Here is a 16486-nt window from a genome sequence, read left to right as displayed (position 1 = left end):
GATGAACAATCCGGAAGATCGTCGTCGTCTCGGCGACGCTCGTGGCCACCGCCGTGGCCGTGCTGACCGCCAGCGCGGCCTCCGCCGACGGCTTCGCCTGGGGCGCGCCGTCCGCGGACGACTCCTCCGTGTCGACGCTCGCCGACGGGTTCACCTGGGGCTAGCCGACTCGGCCGAGCGTGACCCGGCCCGAGACGGCGGGCGGCCCGCCGAGCACGGCGGGCCGCCTCACCCACCCGGGTGAGTTCGGTGCTACCACACGCGGCCGTCCCGTCCTGTCCGGAACCGGTCACCGCCGTGAATCGGGCACCCCGATCCCCTCCGCACCAAGCCTTCCGCCCCCCGATCCCATCCGTCCACATTGGACACCTCTGCGCCCCGTCCGCGCCGCACCGCGCGGGGATCCCCCACTTGTCACATCTGCGTCCTAGGATGCCGCTATGTCGGAAACTCCCCGCACCCTGCGCACCGGCGGTTTCGACGCCTTCTTCGCCGCCGGACGACGCATCGAAACACCCACGCTGGACGCCGTGATCGAGGTGGTCGAGCTGGGGCGCCTCGCACTGCCCTCCGGGCGGCTGGCCGCCTGCGATCCGTCCGTGGTGTGGGAGCTGGAGCCCTTCACGGCCGAGCTCCCGCCGGGCGACCACCCCGTCGAGCTGGCGGTGGCCGACGTCGCCACCGTCAACGGCGTCCCGCAGCAGGCCCGCAAGGTCGCCGCCGCCCGCGTCGTCATCGCCGCCGAGGCCGCCGCGTCCTGGGAGATGGCCGTGGTGGCCGGGCAGGACACCGCCTCGCTGAGCGGCGACCTGTACTTCGGCTACGGCGTGGACGCCGGTATCGGCGCGTTCCTGGACGCCGAGGCCGCCAAGGCCCTCGACCGCATCAACGACGCCGACGAGCTGGACGGCGCGCTCGCCACCGCCCGCGAGGGCGACCTGGGCGCGCTGGTCGGCGACACCGAGTCCGGCCTGAACGTGGCCGCGTTCCCGTCCGGCTGGGGCAACGGCGTCTACCCGACCTGGGTCGGGCGGGCCGCCGACGGGCGGGTGGTGTCGGTGGTGACGGACTTCCACGTGTTCTAGGGGAGCTGGTTTTCGGGGGCGCCGGTTTTCGGGGGCGTCATGCGAAGTGGGGGCCGCACGGAGCCGGTGGCTCCGGCTTCGGACGCCGAGGCGCGCACCGGTGGAGTTCGCCGCGCGCGGGGCGCAGTGGCCCGCGCACCGCGCCGGTGTGGTGGCGAGGCTGAAACAGCACCCGGCGTGATCCCGCACCAGCCCGACGCCGTTCCCTCGCGCATCGGCGCGTCGCAGCCCCCGGAATCCGCCGTGTCGGCTCGCGGCGTCCGGCAGCGGGGCTTCGGTGGTCCCTGCGCATCGCGGCGGCATGGCGGCGACGCTGAACCACCACCGAGCGTGGGCCCCACGCCGGTCCTTGAGACCCGGCCCGTCCGACACCGTCTTCCCCGGCCGCGAGCCGGTTCGCGCTTCAGTCGCCCCCGCGCACCACGTCGGCACGGCGGCGGCACGGGCCTGCGAATGGTGCGTCCCCAAACCCCAAGGGCACGCCGCACCTGTGCGGTTCACTGATTCTCGCGAGCGCCGAAACGCCAGACCGGCGGCAATCGGGCCCGTCGCCCTCTGTGGTTCTCGCGAGCCGCATCGTCGTGGCGGTGACAGCGGTGACAGCGGTGGTCGTGTAACCGTGTGGCCGTGGTGCCAGCCCCGGCGAACCCCACCCGCCCCGATCCACCCCACCGCCCTAACGCCCCGCCGATCCCACCCCGTCCCCGTCCCGCGTCCGCGCGTCCCACTCCGCCGCGAGCCCGCCGAGCCAGCTCGCGGCGTCCGCCAGTGGCGCCGGGCGCAGCGCGTACCGCACCTCGCGCCCTTCGCGGCGCGGGGTGACCAGGCCCGCCCGCTCCAGCACCGCCAGGTGCTTCACGACCGCCTGCCTGGTCACCGGAAGTCCCGTGGACAGGGCGGTCGCGCTGGCCTCGCCCCCCGCGGCGAGCGAGTCGAGGAGGGCGCGGCGGGTCGGGTCGGCCATCGCCGCCAGGACCTCCGCCACCGTCCCGTCGCTCATCCGCTCGCCCTCACTTCTCGGCGTACACCTTCAGCTGCCCGAGTTCCTCGCCCCACCCCTTGGTGTTCTCGGCCGCCACGTGGGCCTGCTCCTCGGCGGGGACGGCCAGTCCCGCGAACCCGGACTCGACCACGCGCAGCAGCGTGCCGTCGCCGTCGGGGGTGAGGGTGAACTCGACGAGGGTCGAGTCGGCCTCGATGGGGGGTGTGGTGACCTCGGCGTCCTTGTGCCAACGGTACGAGAAGCGCGTGGGCGGGTCCACGCGGGTGATCTCGGCGTGGAACGAGCCGTGCGCCGTCCAGCCCAGGACGAGCTCGCCGCCCTCTCGGAGGTCGACGCGCGCGGCGTCGCCGAACCACTCGGCGACGTGCTCGGCCTTGGTGAGGACGTCCCACACACGGGTGACGGGTGCCTCGACGTGTATCTCTCTGCTGATCTGGTCCGGGACCATGAAGTGCCTCCTTGTCCGTACCTGCAACTCGATGGTTGCACGTATGACCAGGACGCGCAACCGAACGGTTGCATCTGAGTCCGTCCCGATCGCCGCCCGCACGGAAGGGGTCGCTCGCTGTGACGCGCGACATCGCCTACCATCGCTCAGGGTCCACTGAGGACATTCTTGCGACCGGTACCCGACAGAGCACTTGCAGTGACAGCGCCCACTTTGCTGATGTGGAAAGACCGCCATCGAACCCCGAGGCCCTGAAGAAGGTGTCCGAGATGACGCGCAGTCTGGAACGGCCCGCGCAGACAGGTTCCCCCGGCGACCCGATCGCCGACATCGCCGCGATCCTCACGGCGGGACCGACGAGTGTCGAGGTCCCCAAACTCTTCCGGCACGTCGACCCCCTACGCGTCAAGCCCTTCGACCCGGGCCGATTGGCGATCCCCTACGCCGAACCGGAATGGGCCGACTTCAAACCCGGCGCGAGCGGGCGCTTCGGCTCGTCCCTGCCCGCCTACAAGAAGGCGCACCAGACCTCGGTGCTGAAGTACCGGCTGGCGCTGACCGACTGGCGCAAACGCGAGCGCGAGCGCATCGCCGAGCTCAATGCCGCCAAGGCCAAGTACGACGACCAGATGCGCGCGCGCATCGAGTCCCACGACATCCGCGCCGACCGCCTCATGGCCGCCCTCCGCGCCGGTGACACCGCGACCCTCCTGCGGTTCGTGACGATGTCGCTGGAGGCGTCGAGGTTCCCCGAGTGGCTGGCCGTCGAGCGGTCCTTCACCTACCGGCCCTCGGCGCGCGAGCTGACCGTCCGCGTCGAGGTGCCGCCGCGCGAGTCGCTGCCCGACGGGGACGAGGACGAGCGCGCCGAGTGGTTCGAGTCGCTCGTGGTGCGGCTGACGCTGCGGTGCATGCGGGACGCGTTCCTGGGTTCGCCGGAGAAGGTCGTCGACCGCGTCCGCGTCTTCGCGATGACCGACGAGGTGTGCCTGTCCTACGTCCGCAGCGAGCGAGCCGTGTTCGCCGACGTGGACCTCGGGCAGCTCGACCCGGTGTTCTCGCTCTTCCAGCTCGGCGGCGAGCTGTCGCCGGAGCCCTACGCGCTCAAGCCGATCGGCGGGGCGACCTAGATCCGTCACGGGCCGGTGCCGCCCGGCGGCACCGGCCCGATGGTCACTTTCCGTCCAGTCCGCCCAGGACGGACCGCACGGCGGCCTCGATGGCCTGGGTGAGCTGCGCGTCGTCCAGGTTGTCGCCGATGCCGCTGCGGACGGCCGTGACGAGCTTCGGCCCGAGCTGCTTGGCGAGGGTGGCCGACAGGTCGCCCAGCGTGGTCTTCAGCTCGCCGAGGGCGGCCAGGATCTGCGTCTCGCGCTCCTTGGCGACGGCCTGCTCGGCCATGATCTGGCGCGTGTTGTTCCAGGTGTCGCTGAGGGCGTAGGCGGGTTGCACGGTCTTGTTCGCGGGGAAATCCTCCCGGCCGGGGACATTGGCGATGCCGCCCTGGCCGAGGTCATTGGGATCGTATGTCCAGATGTCTTTGGCGCTCACGTCGTCGTCTCCCGGGTCGTTCTCTCCCACCACGACCGACAGGACCGCGGCCATGGCGGTCTTGTCGGTGGCGTACTTGCGCAGGAATGAGATGTGGACGTGCCACAAGTGGCTGTCGTCGCTGGTCGCCGGATTGCCGAAATGGGTGTCCCATCCGGAGACCGTCTTGCCGTCGAGGGTCCCGTAGAACTCGCGGCAGTAGTTGAGGCGCGGGTCGTTCTGGTCCTTGGCGGACTTGAGGAGCCGGCCGGTCACCGTCTTCATGTCGGAGGCGGTGAAGGAGATGTCCAGCGCGCTCGCGGCGTCGGCGTCGCCGGCGCGGTCCTCGTCGAGCTGGACGGAGTAGTCGGACTTGGGCAGTTTGGAGCGGGCGCGGTGATAGCCGTACGTGTGCGCACTGTCACCGACGATGCCCGACAGTTTCGCCTTGGGGATCTTCGCCTGGATCTGCTGGGCCAGCCAGCGGATCGCTTCAGGAGCGTATTCGGCCACTTTCTGACCTCCCGATTCAGTTATCCATAGTGGTCACCGAAGGTGTACGGACGCCCCCGCCGCCGTGGTACTGCCCGCGCCGCCGGGGTGGTGTGCCCCGACGAGCACTGCCCTTTGAGGAATGTCGTACCCGATCTCTACGCTCCGTGTCGCAGTGATTTCAGAGAGCTGCGACTCCGTGGAGAAAGGACCGACCATGTTGCTCATCGAGGCGACACCGGAGAGCACCGAGGCCTTCGTGACCCGCTCGGAGCTGGCGCGGCGGGGCTGGGCGCCGTCCATGATCAGGGACCTGTTGGACCCACCGGACCAGGTCCGGCCCAACCCGGTGATCAGAACCCGCGCGCCCATGCGCATGTACCGGCTGTCCAGAGTGGCCGCGGTGGAGAAGGGCGAGGCGTTCCGGACGCGCGGCGAGGCGGCGGCCGAGCAACGCGCGCGCAGCGCCGCGCGGCTGGCGCGCGGGCGCGAGGCGGCCCTGGCGCTGGCGCGCGAGGCCGTCCTGGACCTGCCGGAGCATCCGCCGGAACGCCTGACCGCCCTGGCCGTCGAGCACGAGCGGTCCCGTCCCCTGGACGAGGCGCGCCTGCACCGCTGGCAGGTCGACTACCTGCGGTCCCGGCTGCCGAGGCCGGAGGAGCTGCTCGCCGTGCTGGACGGGCGTCCCGGCAAGCGCGAGGCCCTGGGCCTGCTGCGCCGCCGCGTGGCCGAGGCCATCGGCGCGGCCTACCCGTGGCTGGCCCGCGAGGCGGCGCGCGGGCTGCGCGAGCGGACATCGTCCTAGTCCTTCCCCAGACAGCCGTACCCGCCACCGCCGTTCGAGGCCCGCTCGGCGGCGAGTTCATAGCGGTTGCAGCACTTGCGGCGCACGACGACGTCGAGGAGGTGAGCCCATAGGTACATGAACCCGAAGACCCACCCGTAGCGCCGCCACTGCGCGTCGCGGTGATGAGTCTCGTGCGCGATCAGGCCCTTGCGCGCGTCCGCGGGAGCCCGGTCCCACACGAACACGTCGCCGAACGTGGTGCCGCCCTTCGAGTGCAGCCGCAGACGTCCTTCGCGGCACACTCGCAGGCCGCCGGCGGTGGCGTGCTCCCCGCCGGTGACGTACTGGCCCACGCCGCTGTATTGGCCCGCACCGCTGTATTGGCCCACGCTGGCGCATTGACCACCGGTGCGCACGACGCTCCACTCGACGAGGTTCCCGAGGACCCGCGACTGCCACCCCGCGCACCGCTCCCACCAGGAGCGGCGCGGGGTGGTGGGGGCGGGGGCTGTGGGGACGGTGGTCGTCGTGGTCGTGGTCGTGGGGGTGGCGGTGGCGGACGGTGCCGGGACGGGCTCGCCGGTCACGGCACCGCCGGGCCGTCCGGGCGGTGCCATGACCGGGGACGGGAGCGGCACCGGAGTGGGCGGCGCGCCGGGCACCGGCGGCGGGCCGGCCGCCGTCACCGGCCCGGGAGTGGTGGCCGCACCGCCGGAGGTCGTGCCGTCAGGGGCGGCGCCCGGAGGCCGAGCGCCAGGGATCCGGGTCTCTGGGAGCCCGGTGTCAGGGGGCGCGGTGTCAGAGGGCGCGGTGCCGGTGGTGGCCTCGGGATGCCCGGTGTCCGCACTGGTCTCGGGGGCCGTCTCGGGGGCCGTGCTCTCGGGAGCGGCCGCCTCGGGAGCGACCGTCTCGGGAGTCGAGGTCACCGCGACCGGCGTGGCGGCCTCCGGCCCGGGCGGGGCCGTCACATCCGGCTGAGGCGTGCCTGGCGCGTCCGGTGGGGGCGTGAGGTCCACCGGATCGTCCTCCACCGGAGCCACCGGCGGAGGGGTGACTGTCATCGCCGGGGCGAGCGCCACGGCGTCGTCCGGCGGTGGGGCCGTGGGCTCCAGCGCGGTTTCCGCCTGCCCGTTTCCGGGTGGCGGCACCGGGAGAAAAGCCGTATCCCCCGGCTCTGACACCGGCATCGGCACCAGCTCGGGCACCGACACCGGCTCGGCCGCAAGGGACCCGTCCGGCGGGCCGGCGGGTTCCAGCGCGCACGGTGGCTCGGGCGGGTCCGCCTGGTGTTGGCGCTCCGCCGGTGACTCGTGCGCGGGAGCGGTGTCGTGCGCGTTCATGGCATGGGACCTCCACGGGGCGGCCCAGCTCCACTTCCAGTGTGCGCGCACCGGAGGCGACCGGCGGGGATGACACACGGTCACCCTGCCTGCCGACGTGAAACGAGGGTCCGCTTCGACGCCTCACCGAGTACGGGCACACGCCTAGAGGGAACCGTTGGTGCGACGGGTATCCCGGCACCCCCGATCAGGTCACGCGGGGCGACGGGTGAGCGGATCTCCCCACGGCGGACGGCCCCGCCCGCTTGCGGGCCTCGCGTCTAGGCGCGCCGGACTACGGCGTCGCCTCCCCCCGGGGCGTCCTCAGTCCCGCTCGCCGCGCGCCTTCGTCGAGTACCCGTACAGGAACACGCGCACCCCCGTCCGCACGCCCTTCTCCAGGTCGGTCGTGCCGATCGCGACGATGCCGTGGCGGAACGGGACGGCTCCCGAGACCAACACCATCAGGTGGCTGGCGGCGAGGTCGGCGTCCTCGATGTCGAGGAGGCCCTCTTCGGTGAGGCGGGTCAGCGCCGCGGCGAGGGCGCGGACGACGCGGCGGGGCCCGTTCTCGCGCCAGGCGTCGATGGCGGCGGGCGGGACGTGCTGCGACTCGGCGTCCACGCGGCGGATGAGGGCGGCGTGGTCGGCGAAGTCGCCCCAGCCGTGGCGGATGAGGGCGACGCCGAAGTCGATGAGGTCGGCCTCGATGTCGGTGACCTTGCGCAGGTAGCCCTCGATGATCCCGACCTGCGCGTCGGCGACGCGCTGTGTGCTGTCCTCGATGACGGCCTGGAAGAGGCCCGCCTTGTCCCCGAAGTGGTTGTAGATGGTGCGGGAGGAGACCGCGGCCTCGGCGGCGATGGCGTCGATGGACGCGCCGGTGTACCCCTCCCGCCCGAAAACGGTGAGGGCGCCATCGAGCAGCGCGCGCCTCTTACCCGGTTGGGCCACGTGTCCTCCCTCACTTACAACGCTCGTTGCAAGTTTTACAACGGCCGTTGTACCTTAGCCGTGCCGACAGCTCACCGATTCTCTCCCCAGGAGCAGAGCATGACCCGCATCGCCATCATCGCCGGAAGCACCCGACCGGGCCGCCGGACCGAACAGGTCGCCCGTTGGGTCGAGGGAGTCGCCGCCACCCACGAGGGCGACGCCGAGTACGAGGTCGTCGACATCGCCGACTTCGGCCTCCCCGTGCTGGACGAGCCCGTCCCGGCGGCCTTCGGCGCGCCCTACACCCACGAGCACACCCGCGTGTGGTCGGAGAAGATCGCCTCCTTCGACGGTTTCGTCTTCGTCACCGCCGAGTACAACCACTCGATCCCCGGCGCGCTCAAGAACGCCATCGACTTCCTGTACCCCGAGTGGAACGACAAGGCCGCCGGGATCGTCAGCTTCGGCCCCAGCGGCGGCATCCGCGCCGCCGAGCACCTGCGCGGCGTCCTGAGCGAGCTGCGCGTCGCGCACGTGCGCACCCACGTCCCGCTGACGATCTTCACCGACTTCCAGTGGGAGAACCCCGCCGACCCCACCAGCGCCTTCACCATCGACGCCCCCGGGCGCCTCACCCCGCTGGTGCACACCATGCTCGGCGAGCTCCTCGCCTGGACCGGCGCCCTGCGCCCCCTCCGCGAACAGGCCGTCGCGGCCTGACCGCGCCCGCCCGCCCCGGGACAGGCGACCGGCCACCGCCCGCACCGGTCGCGGGATGGGCGAGCGCGGCACGGGGAAGAACGCGGAACGAGGACGCGGGGTACGGGACGTGAGGCGCGGTGGTGAGGTCCACACCGCCGCGCCTCACGGCCGCGTCGAGGCCCGGCCACCTGCCCACGATCAGCCGCGATACGGCGGGACTCTCCCACCCCGGGTATCCCGTCGCGCGCACCGCATCGGCCACGGTGAGATCACGCCCGGGAGGACCCGCTCGCCGCCCCGGCCCACCGGTCACGGCGCCCGCCGGGGCCTGAGCCCGTCATCGCGCGGCCTCGCCGCCCCCGCCTCGCCACCTCGGCCGCACCGGCTCACGTCAGCGCCGGTGGTCACGACGCCCGCCGGAACACGAGCCCGCCATCGCGCGGCCTCACCGCGCCCGAGCGGCCGAGCGGCCACGCCCCGCCCCGCCCCGCCCGCGATCGTCGCGATGCCGCGGCATGCCCTCTCGGCTCACCGCGGACCATGCAGCCGCCCGCACACTCACACCTGGTGGCCCGGGCGGAAGGCGAGCGTGGGATCCCCGGTCGACATGGGCAGCGCATCGTCCACGCCACTTCGGCCTCACCTGGACCGGCCGCCGCGACCGGCCACACCGTGTGGACGGCGCATCGGGCCCACCCGACCTCGGCCGCCCGGGCCCGCACCGCCGCGAAGACCGCAGGCGCCGCTCTCGCCCCTTCCCTCACGTCCACTCGTCGCCTCGGCCGCACGGGTCACGCCGGCCTGAGCCCTGGCCCTGAAACCCCGAACGAAGAACGGCGGCCCATCGGGCCGCCGTTCTCACACTCACCTCAGAAGACCGGGCGGGTCAGCCCGCCAGTCCCCGGCGTTCCAGCAGCGGCCGGATGTCCGGCTCGCGGCCGCGGAGGTCGGCGAACGCGGCGAGCGGGTCCACGCTGCCTCCCCGGGAGAGCAGCTTCGCGCGGAACGCGTCGCCGTTGGCGCGCTGGAGGCCGCCGTTCTCCTTGAACCACTCCACCGTGTCGGCGTCGAGGATCTCGCTCCAGATGTAGGAGTAGTACCCGGCGCTGTAGCCGCTGGAGAAGATGTGCTGGAAGTACATCGTCTTGTAGCGCGGCGGGATGGCGGGGTGGGCCGCGCCGGCCGCTTCGAGGGCGGCGGCTTCGAAGGCGATGGGGTCGCCGGGCTCGTCGCCGTCGCTGATCCGGTGCCAGGCCAGGTCGAGCAGGGCGGCGGCCAGGTACTCCAGGCCGGCGAATCCGGCGCCGAACTTCTCGGCGGCCGCCAGACCGTCCACGTAGGACTGCGGGAGCGGCTCGCCGGTGACGTGGTGCTTGGCGTAGTTGGACAGGATCTCCGGCCAGGTCTGCCACATCTCGTTGACCTGGGAGGGGTACTCCACGAAGTCGCGGGGGACGGTGGTGCCGGAGAACCGGTTGTAGGTGACGTCGGAGAACAGCCCGTGGAGGGCGTGCCCGAACTCGTGGAACATCGTCTTGACCTCGTCGAAGGTGAGCAGGGTGGGCTCACCGTCGGGCGGGCGGGGGATGTTCAGGTTGTTCAGGACGACGGGCTTGCGCCCGCGCAGCCGCGACTGGAGCACGAGGCTGTTCATCCACGCGCCGCCGCGCTTGCTGGCGCGGGTGTAGTAGTCGGCGAGGAACAGCCCGAGCGGCGAGCCGTCCTCGTTGAACACCTCGTACACGCCGACCTCGGGCAGGTAGCCCACCAGGTCGCCGCGCTCCACGAAGGACAGTCCGTAGAGCTTGGACGCGGCGTAGAACACGCCGTCCTTGAGGACCCGGTTCAGCTCGAAGTAGGGACGCATCTCGGCGGCGTCGACGGCGTAGCGCTCCTGGCGGACCTTCTCGGCGTAGAAGGGCCAGTCCCAGGCCTCCAGGGTCTCGCCCTCGGGCATGGCCTCCTGGAGCGCGGCGGCCTCGGCGACGGCGTTGCGGCGGGCGATGGGGGCCATGGCCTCCAGGCGCTCGACGACGGCCGGGACCTCGCGCGCGGTCTGGTCGGCGATGATGTAGTCGGCGTGGGTGTCGTAGCCGAGCAGCTTGGCGCGGCGGGCCCGCAGCTTCGCGACCTTGACGACCAGGTCGATGTTCGAGGTGAGCCCGCGGTTGACGGACGCCTCGTACAGCCGCCGCCGCACGTTCCGGTCGGTCAGCGAGGCCAGCGCCGGCTGCGCGGTGGGGAGGATGAGGCTGATGGCGTACTTGCCGTCGTGGCCGCGTTCCTTGGCGGTGTTGGCCGCGGCGGCGATCGCGTCGGCGGTGAGGCCGTCCAGCTCGGCGGCGTCGTCCACGACCACGAGTGCGTCGTTGGTGTCGGCCTGGAGGTTCTGGTCGAAGGCCACCGACAGGGCGGCCAGTTCGGCGTTGAGGGCCTTGAGCTCCTCGGCCGCCTCGGCCGGGAGCGCGGCACCGGCGCGCACGAAGTCGGTGTGGAAGCGGTCGAGCAGGCGGCGCTGCTCGGGGTCGGCCAGCTGGTCGCGCTGCTCGTGGACGGCCTGGACGCGGGCGAACAGGCGCGGGTTGAGCAGGATCGAGTCGGTGTGGGCGGCCAGCTTCGGCGAGAGCTCGGACTCCAGCTCGCGCAGCGCGGGCGTGGAGTCGGAGGCGATCTTCGTCCAGAAGGCCGTCTGGACCCGGCCGAGGGTCCAGCCGGCGCGCTCCAGCGCGACGATCGTGTTGTCGAAGGTCGGCGCGTCCTGTCGCGACGCGATCGCCTCGACCTCGGCCGCGTGCTCCGCCATCCCCGTCTCGAAGGCCGGACGGTAGTGCTCGTCGCGGATGCGGGCGAAAGGCGGCAACTCGTACGGCAGATCGCTCGGTACGAGCAGCGGGTTATCGGTCACGGTGGTTTCGCTCCTTACATGTCGTCGACGGACCCAGACTGCCCCTTGGCCGCCGAATCCGCCACTCAGATGTAGGGGTAGACGTCATCTGGGGCCGGTTCCGGGGCGCCCAGATCCGCCCCAACGCGCGCGATCAGGTCACGCGCCTCCAGTTCCGTGATCCACTCCACAGGCAGCGCGGCCTCGCCGTGCATCGCGCCGAGCAGGTTCCCGGCGATCGAACCGGTGGAATCGGAGTCGCCGGAGTGGTCGACGGACGCCAGCAGCGCCCGGCGGACGTCGCCGTCGGCGCGGCGGGCCGCCCACACGCCCATCGCGAGGGCCTCCTCGGCGATCCAGCCCGCGCCCAGCTCCTCGATGTCGTCCCCCCGGTAGGCCACGGCGGCCTCCAGCGCGGCGGCCGTCTCGCCGCCGTGCGGTTCGGACCGCAGCCGCGCCAGGACGTCCAGGACGCCCTCGTCGAGGCTGCCGCCGTCGCGCAGGACGGCGATGATGCCCGCGAGCGCGCCCGCCGTCAGGTACCCGGTGGGGTGGCCGTGGGTGATGGCGCCGATGGCGACGCCCGCCTCGTAGGACCCGCCGGGCGCGGCGCGCATGACGCCGCCGCAGCCCTTGGAGTTGTTGCGGCGGCGTTCGCGGGTCCCGTACCAGCCGCCTTCGAGCGCGTTGAGGCACGTGGTGCCGGGCGCGCGGACGTGGTGGAGGTCGTCGTCGTCCCACAGCAGCCCGCGCAGCTCAAGGCGGCGCTCGCCTTCGGGGAGGCGGGCGCGGCGGCCCTGGGTGGCGAGCCAGCGCAGGTAGGAGTAGAACAGCGCCGCCGGGAAGGCTTCGCCGTCGTGGCGGCGGCTGGCGATGACGGCCTCGGCGGTGAAGAGGGTCATCTGGGTGTCGTCGGTGATGGCGCCGAAGCGGTGCGGGTGGTGGACGAGGCCGTCGAGTTCGCCGTACATGTCCCGGATCTGGTCACGGCGGTGGAACTCGACGGGGGCTCCGAGGGCGTCGCCCACCGCGCCCCCGAGCAGCACGGCCCGCCAGAAGGAGGAGTGCGTCATGGCGTCGATTGTGCCGGGCGGCGGCCACGGTCCGGAGCACCGCCGTCGCGGGGTGCTCCGGCCCGTGGCCCGCCGGCGGGTCAGGTCCGCAGGTAGGAGGCGCCGTTGAGGTCGATGACGGTGCCGCTGGCCCAGATCGCCCCGGGCGAGGCGAGCCACAGGACGGCGGAGGCGACCTCCTCGGGCGTCCCGACGCGCCCGAAGGGGCTCTGCGCGCGGATCGCCTCGCCTTCGGCGCCGGTGAGGCGCGCGGCGACGCGGTCGGTGGCGGTGAAGCCGGGGGCGACGGCGGCCACGCCGATGCCGTGCGGGGCGAGCGCGACGGCCAGGGACTGGCTCATGGCGTGCACGGCGGCCTTGGAGGCGCCGTAGGCGGGGTGATCGGGTTCGCCGCGGAAGGCGCCGCGCGAGCCGATGCTGATGATGCGGCCCTGGACGCCGTTGCCGATCATGTGCCGGGCGGCGCAGTAGGAGACGTCGGCGGTGCCGGTGACGTTGACCGCGAGGGTGCGTGACCAGGCGGCGCGCCAGTCGTTGTACGAGGTGGTGGCGATCGGGTGGGCCACCATGACGGCCGCGTTGTTGACCAGGACGTCGAGTCCGCCGAGGGTTTCGGCGGCGGTGGCGATGAGCGCGGGCGGGGTCTCGGGGTCCGAGATGTCGCCGGTGACGATGCCGTGCCCTTCGCCGGGCAGCGACCGCAGGGTCTCCTCGGCTCCCTGCGCGTTGCCCGAGTAGTGGACGGCGACGGTGTGCCCGGCGGTGGCGAAGGCGTGGGCGATGGCGCGTCCGATGCCGCCTCCGGCGCCGGTGATCAGGACGCGGCTCACCGGGCGAAGACCTGGGTGTCGTCGGCGAAGGCCTTGATCTCGATGGCGTTTCCGGCCGGGTCGCGGAAGAACATCGTCCACTGCTCGCCGGGCTGTCCCTCGAAGCGCAGGTAGGGCTCGATGACGAAGGGGGTTCCGGCGGCGCGGAGGCGGTCGGCGAGGGCGTGGAAGCCGGGGATCGTGAGCAGCAGGCCGAAGTGGGGCACGGGCACGCCGTGGCCGTCGACGGCGTTGCTGTGTTCGCTGCGCGCGCCGGGGGCGTGGTGGGTGACGAGCTGGTGTCCGTAGAAGTCCCAGTCGATCCAGCTGTCGGACTCGCGGCCCTGCGGGCAGTTCAGGACGCCGCCGTAGAAGGCGCGGGCGGCGTCGAGGTCGTCGACGGGGATGGCGTGGTGGAAGCGCGGCAAACTCATGCGCTTCACCGTAGGCGGGTGCGGTTACAGGCTCAAGATCGCCTTCTCGACGGCGGCCGCGGCGAGCAGCCGGACGGCGTCGACGTCGGCCTCGACCCGGCCGGTCGCTGCGGCGACGAACGCGTCGCCGTCCCAGCGTGTGTGCGGCGGCACAATCGCGCGGGCCAGTCCGTCGTGCGCGCCCTGGGCCACGAGGAGGCAGCCGGTCTTGTCGAGGCGGGCGTTGGTGGCGACCAGGCCGATGGTGGTGTTGGTCATCGGCGTGCCCTGGATCGCCGTGGAGTGGCGGGCGTGCTCTTCGAGGGGCCGCCGGTGGTGGTCGACGTCCCCGGCGGCGTTGACGGCGATGAGGGCGACGGCTTCGAGGTCGCCGTCGCGGATGGCGGCGGTGACCAGGCCGCCGTCGCGGGCGTGCTCGGGTCCGCGCCACTGGCCCACGCGCGCGCCCGTTCCGGCGCCGACGCGTCCGTGCAGGACGGTGTTGGTCTCGGCGTCCCGGCACGCGGCGTACCCGGACGCGGCGGTGGGGCGCACGTCGGCGGCGCCGACGGCGAGGTCGAACAGGGCGAGGGACGGCACGATCGGCACGTTCCCGGCCGGTGTCGGGACTCCCCGGCCCTGTTCTTCGAGGAAGCGCATCACCCCGTCGGCGGCGGCCAGCCCGAAGGCCGAGCCGCCGGTGAGCAGCACGGCGTGGATGGTCTGGACGGTGCGGTGCGGTTCGAGCAGCGCGAGTTCACGCGTGGCCGGCGCGCCGCCGCGCACCTCGGCGGAGGCGGTGGTGCCCTCCGGGCAGAGGATGACGGTGCAGCCGGTGCGGGCGTCATGGTCGGTCCAGTGGCCGACCCGGAAGCCGAGGGTGAGCATGGGGCGAGTAGATCACGATTCCGGGCGGCGGGGCTGCGGAAGGCTGAGGCCCAGGGCGCCCTCCGGGTACCGGACGACGGTGTCGGCGCCGAGCTCGCGCAGGTCGACGGTGCCACCGCCGAAGGTCACCTCGCCCAGTTCGATCGGGCGCTCGGCGAGGGTCCCGGTGAAGTCGAGCCGCCCGGCGCGCATGTCGAGGGGCCCGATCTTCTGCGGGAGGGCGTGGCCGGTGCCCGGCCGGAGGCCGAACTCGGCCCGGGTGAAGTCGAGGAGGCCGCCGTCGACGACCCCTCCGATGCCGATGGTGTCACCGAAGCGCGCCCCGGTCAGGCGCACCTCGCCGCCGGCTTCGAGCGAGATCTCCCGCAGCAGGAGCCCGCCGCCGGGGAACCTGCCCGACGCCAGGTCCAGCACGCCCTCGCGCACCTGGATCCCGTCCGCCCGGAACACGCCGTGGGTCACGTTCATCGAGGACAGGTCGACCCGCGCGCCCTCCTCGATGACCGCCCCGTCGAAGGAGAGCACGCCTCCCGCGACGTGCGCGCCCCACAGGTTCAGCTCGGCGCCGGTGAAGCGCGCGCGGTCGAAGAGCACCTCGCTGTGGGCCGGTACGGCCATGCGCGCCATCACTCCGCCGTCGATGACCGCGCCGGTGAAGTCGAAGCGGAAGCGCGGCCAGGCCCGGTCGTACCCGTCGTAGACCCGCTGCGAGAGGGCCTTGAGCAGCGCGTGCCGCACCTGCCGCTCCCCCATCCCCTCCGGGTCGGCGTCGGAGGGCGGCTCGTACGGCATCCGGATGTAGGCGCACAGCACGTCCACGCAGGTCTGCCGCTCCTCGGCCCAGTCGTCGGCGAGGGACACCATCGAGTACACCCCGGCCAGCCGCACCGCCGCCTTGTCCGAGCCCAGCTGCTCGGCGGCCTTGGCGTAGCGCTCCAGGAACAGCTTCGTGTCCTCGCGCCGCTCGCCCGCTTCGCTGAGGTGCTGCTTGCGGTACTGCACCACGAGTGCGATGACCGCGCCGAGTCCGGCGGTGAAGCTCCCGGCGACGGTGAGGATCAGCTTCACCACTTCGAAGCGGGAGGCCTGATCGGTCGGCCCGGACAGGTCCGGCGACCCGAACAGCCACCAGATGCCCCAGCCCGAGACCCCGGCGGCGAGCACCGCGGCGCCGACCATCAAGGCGATGTGGAGGACGAGTCCGAGCCTCAACCTGCTGTACCGCGACGAGCTGTGACGGGCCATCAACAAGTTGTACCGCGACCCTGCCAGGATCCCGGAATCGGCGATATACTTCAGCCGCCGCGCCGTAGAGGCATCCACGCCTCCGGCCCGAGAGAGGAAAGCGAGGTGACGCCGTGATGAGCCTTCGCCGCACCGCGGGTGTCACCCGCTTCGCCTGCTAGAGGCGGCTTTCCCGCACCGCGCCCCCGTCGGGGGCGCGCATCAAATCCGCACGACACTTCCCCGTCTCCTTTTGAGAGGAACGCCTTTGCCGACGTTCGACAATCGCATCAACAAAGAAATCCGCGCCCGGGAGATCCGTCTCGTGGGCCCCGAGGGCGAGCAGGTGGGCATCGTCCCGCTCCAGCGCGCCCTCGATCTGGCCGCCGAGGTCGGCCTCGACCTGGTCGAGGTCGCCGCGAACGCCACCCCGCCGGTCTGCCGCCTGATGGACTACGGCCGCTTCAAGTACGAGGCGAGCCAGAAGGCCCGCGAGGCCCGCCGCAATCAGCAGCAGGTCGTGGTGAAGCAGATCAACTTCCGCGTGGGCATCGACTCCCACGACTACGAGACCAAGCGCGGGCACATCACGCGCTTCCTGAGTTCCGGTTTCAAGGTCAAGGCGTCGGTGTGGCTGCGCGGCCGCGGTCAGAGCCGCCCGGAGCAGGGCGTGAACCTGCTGAACGCGCTCGCCGGTGAGCTGGGCGAGCTGGCCGTGGTGGAGTCCGCGCCCAGCCGGGACGGCCGCAACATCATCATGATGCTCGCGCCGCCCAAGAAGCCGCAGGCTTCCGGTAACACCGTGGTGCAGGCTTCTGGTAGCACCATGCCGCAGGCTTCCGGCGACGCTGTGACTCAGCAGCCGGTGACGGCCGAGGCGCGGTAGGACGGGC

18 protein-coding genes are annotated in these 16486 nt (G+C 72.5%); 7 read left to right on the top strand and 11 right to left on the bottom strand.

Going from position 1 to position 16486, the window contains the following annotated elements; translation table 11 throughout:
- Positions 1–41 precede the first annotated feature (41 nt).
- Together QSK10_RS27775 and QSK10_RS27770 are read left to right on the top strand one after the other, a co-directional pair.
- Entirely contained in the window at positions 42–164 is a 123-nt protein-coding gene (locus QSK10_RS27775; protein ID WP_285666103.1) for a hypothetical protein, read from the top strand.
- A gap of 276 nt (positions 165–440) precedes the next feature.
- Positions 441–1085, top strand: coding sequence for a DUF4241 domain-containing protein (locus tag QSK10_RS27770; protein ID WP_285666102.1), 645 nt, complete (start codon positions 441–443; stop codon positions 1083–1085).
- A gap of 676 nt (positions 1086–1761) precedes the next feature.
- On the opposite strand, the gene QSK10_RS27765 is transcribed toward QSK10_RS27770, so the two are convergent.
- Complete coding sequence (locus QSK10_RS27765; protein WP_285666101.1) at positions 1762–2085, bottom strand: ArsR/SmtB family transcription factor; 324 nt, start codon at positions 2083–2085, stop codon at positions 1762–1764.
- 10 nt (positions 2086–2095) lie between these two features.
- Complete coding sequence (locus tag QSK10_RS27760) at positions 2096–2536, bottom strand: SRPBCC family protein (RefSeq protein ID WP_285666100.1); 441 nt, start codon at positions 2534–2536, stop codon at positions 2096–2098.
- Between the two features lie 269 nt (positions 2537–2805).
- Between QSK10_RS27760 and QSK10_RS27755 the strand changes: the two genes are divergently transcribed.
- The gene (locus QSK10_RS27755; RefSeq protein WP_285666099.1) at positions 2806–3666 is read left to right on the top strand and encodes a hypothetical protein; all 861 of its coding nucleotides are present in this window, start codon (positions 2806–2808) and stop codon (positions 3664–3666) included.
- Between the two features lie 43 nt (positions 3667–3709).
- Here QSK10_RS27755 and QSK10_RS27750 read toward each other — a convergent pair whose 3' ends face one another.
- A complete protein-coding gene (locus QSK10_RS27750) occupies positions 3710–4579 on the bottom strand; it encodes a hypothetical protein (RefSeq protein WP_285666098.1) in 870 nt (289 codons plus the stop codon).
- Positions 4580–4775: 196 nt separating this feature from the next.
- Between QSK10_RS27750 and QSK10_RS27745 the strand changes: the two genes are divergently transcribed.
- Positions 4776–5363, top strand: coding sequence for a hypothetical protein (locus tag QSK10_RS27745; protein WP_285666097.1), 588 nt, complete (start codon positions 4776–4778; stop codon positions 5361–5363).
- Here QSK10_RS27745 and QSK10_RS27740 read toward each other — a convergent pair.
- Positions 5360–5962 (bottom strand): hypothetical protein, encoded by a 603-nt coding sequence (locus QSK10_RS27740; protein WP_285666096.1) that lies wholly within the window; start codon positions 5960–5962, stop codon positions 5360–5362. The two genes, QSK10_RS27745 and QSK10_RS27740, sit on opposite strands and share 4 nt — an antisense overlap.
- Before the next feature lie 220 nt (positions 5963–6182).
- On the opposite strand from QSK10_RS27740, the gene QSK10_RS27735 reads away from it, so the two are divergent.
- Positions 6183–6323 (top strand): hypothetical protein, encoded by a 141-nt coding sequence (locus QSK10_RS27735; RefSeq protein ID WP_285666095.1) that lies wholly within the window; start codon positions 6183–6185, stop codon positions 6321–6323.
- A gap of 665 nt (positions 6324–6988) precedes the next feature.
- Here QSK10_RS27735 and QSK10_RS27730 read toward each other — a convergent pair.
- The gene (locus tag QSK10_RS27730) at positions 6989–7618 is read right to left on the bottom strand and encodes a TetR/AcrR family transcriptional regulator (RefSeq protein WP_285666094.1); all 630 of its coding nucleotides are present in this window, start codon (positions 7616–7618) and stop codon (positions 6989–6991) included.
- 99 nt (positions 7619–7717) lie between these two features.
- Between QSK10_RS27730 and QSK10_RS27725 the strand changes: the two genes are divergently transcribed.
- Positions 7718–8320, top strand: coding sequence for an NADPH-dependent FMN reductase (locus tag QSK10_RS27725; RefSeq protein WP_285666092.1), 603 nt, complete (start codon positions 7718–7720; stop codon positions 8318–8320).
- 868 nt (positions 8321–9188) lie between these two features.
- Here the strand turns inward: QSK10_RS27725 and QSK10_RS27720 are convergent.
- The 6 genes from QSK10_RS27720 to QSK10_RS27695 form a co-directional block, all read right to left on the bottom strand.
- A complete protein-coding gene (locus QSK10_RS27720) occupies positions 9189–11207 on the bottom strand; it encodes a M3 family metallopeptidase (RefSeq protein WP_285666091.1) in 2019 nt (672 codons plus the stop codon).
- A 65-nt stretch (positions 11208–11272) separates the two neighbouring features.
- The gene (locus tag QSK10_RS27715; protein WP_285666089.1) at positions 11273–12259 is read right to left on the bottom strand and encodes an ADP-ribosylglycohydrolase family protein; all 987 of its coding nucleotides are present in this window, start codon (positions 12257–12259) and stop codon (positions 11273–11275) included.
- An 80-nt stretch (positions 12260–12339) separates the two neighbouring features.
- Positions 12340–13089, bottom strand: coding sequence for an SDR family NAD(P)-dependent oxidoreductase (locus QSK10_RS27710; protein ID WP_285666088.1), 750 nt, complete (start codon positions 13087–13089; stop codon positions 12340–12342).
- Positions 13086–13502 (bottom strand): VOC family protein, encoded by a 417-nt coding sequence (locus tag QSK10_RS27705; RefSeq protein WP_285666087.1) that lies wholly within the window; start codon positions 13500–13502, stop codon positions 13086–13088. Before QSK10_RS27705 ends, QSK10_RS27710 begins: the two co-directional genes overlap by 4 nt.
- Before the next feature lie 24 nt (positions 13503–13526).
- The gene (locus QSK10_RS27700; RefSeq protein ID WP_285666085.1) at positions 13527–14369 is read right to left on the bottom strand and encodes a P1 family peptidase; all 843 of its coding nucleotides are present in this window, start codon (positions 14367–14369) and stop codon (positions 13527–13529) included.
- Between the two features lie 12 nt (positions 14370–14381).
- Entirely contained in the window at positions 14382–15614 is a 1233-nt protein-coding gene (locus QSK10_RS27695) for a hypothetical protein (protein WP_285666084.1), read from the bottom strand.
- A 247-nt stretch (positions 15615–15861) separates the two neighbouring features.
- Here QSK10_RS27695 and infC point away from each other — a divergent pair, with 247 nt between their 5' ends.
- A complete protein-coding gene (infC, locus tag QSK10_RS27690; RefSeq protein ID WP_432705370.1) occupies positions 15862–16479 on the top strand; it encodes a translation initiation factor IF-3 in 618 nt (205 codons plus the stop codon).
- Positions 16480–16486: the final 7 nt, after the last annotated feature.

The organism is Actinorhabdospora filicis, from assembly GCF_030269765.1.
GTDB classification, from domain to species: domain Bacteria; phylum Actinomycetota; class Actinomycetes; order Mycobacteriales; family Micromonosporaceae; genus Actinorhabdospora; species Actinorhabdospora filicis.
Note: the sequence above shows the minus strand (reverse complement) of the source record. Positions and strands in the feature narration are given on the sequence as shown.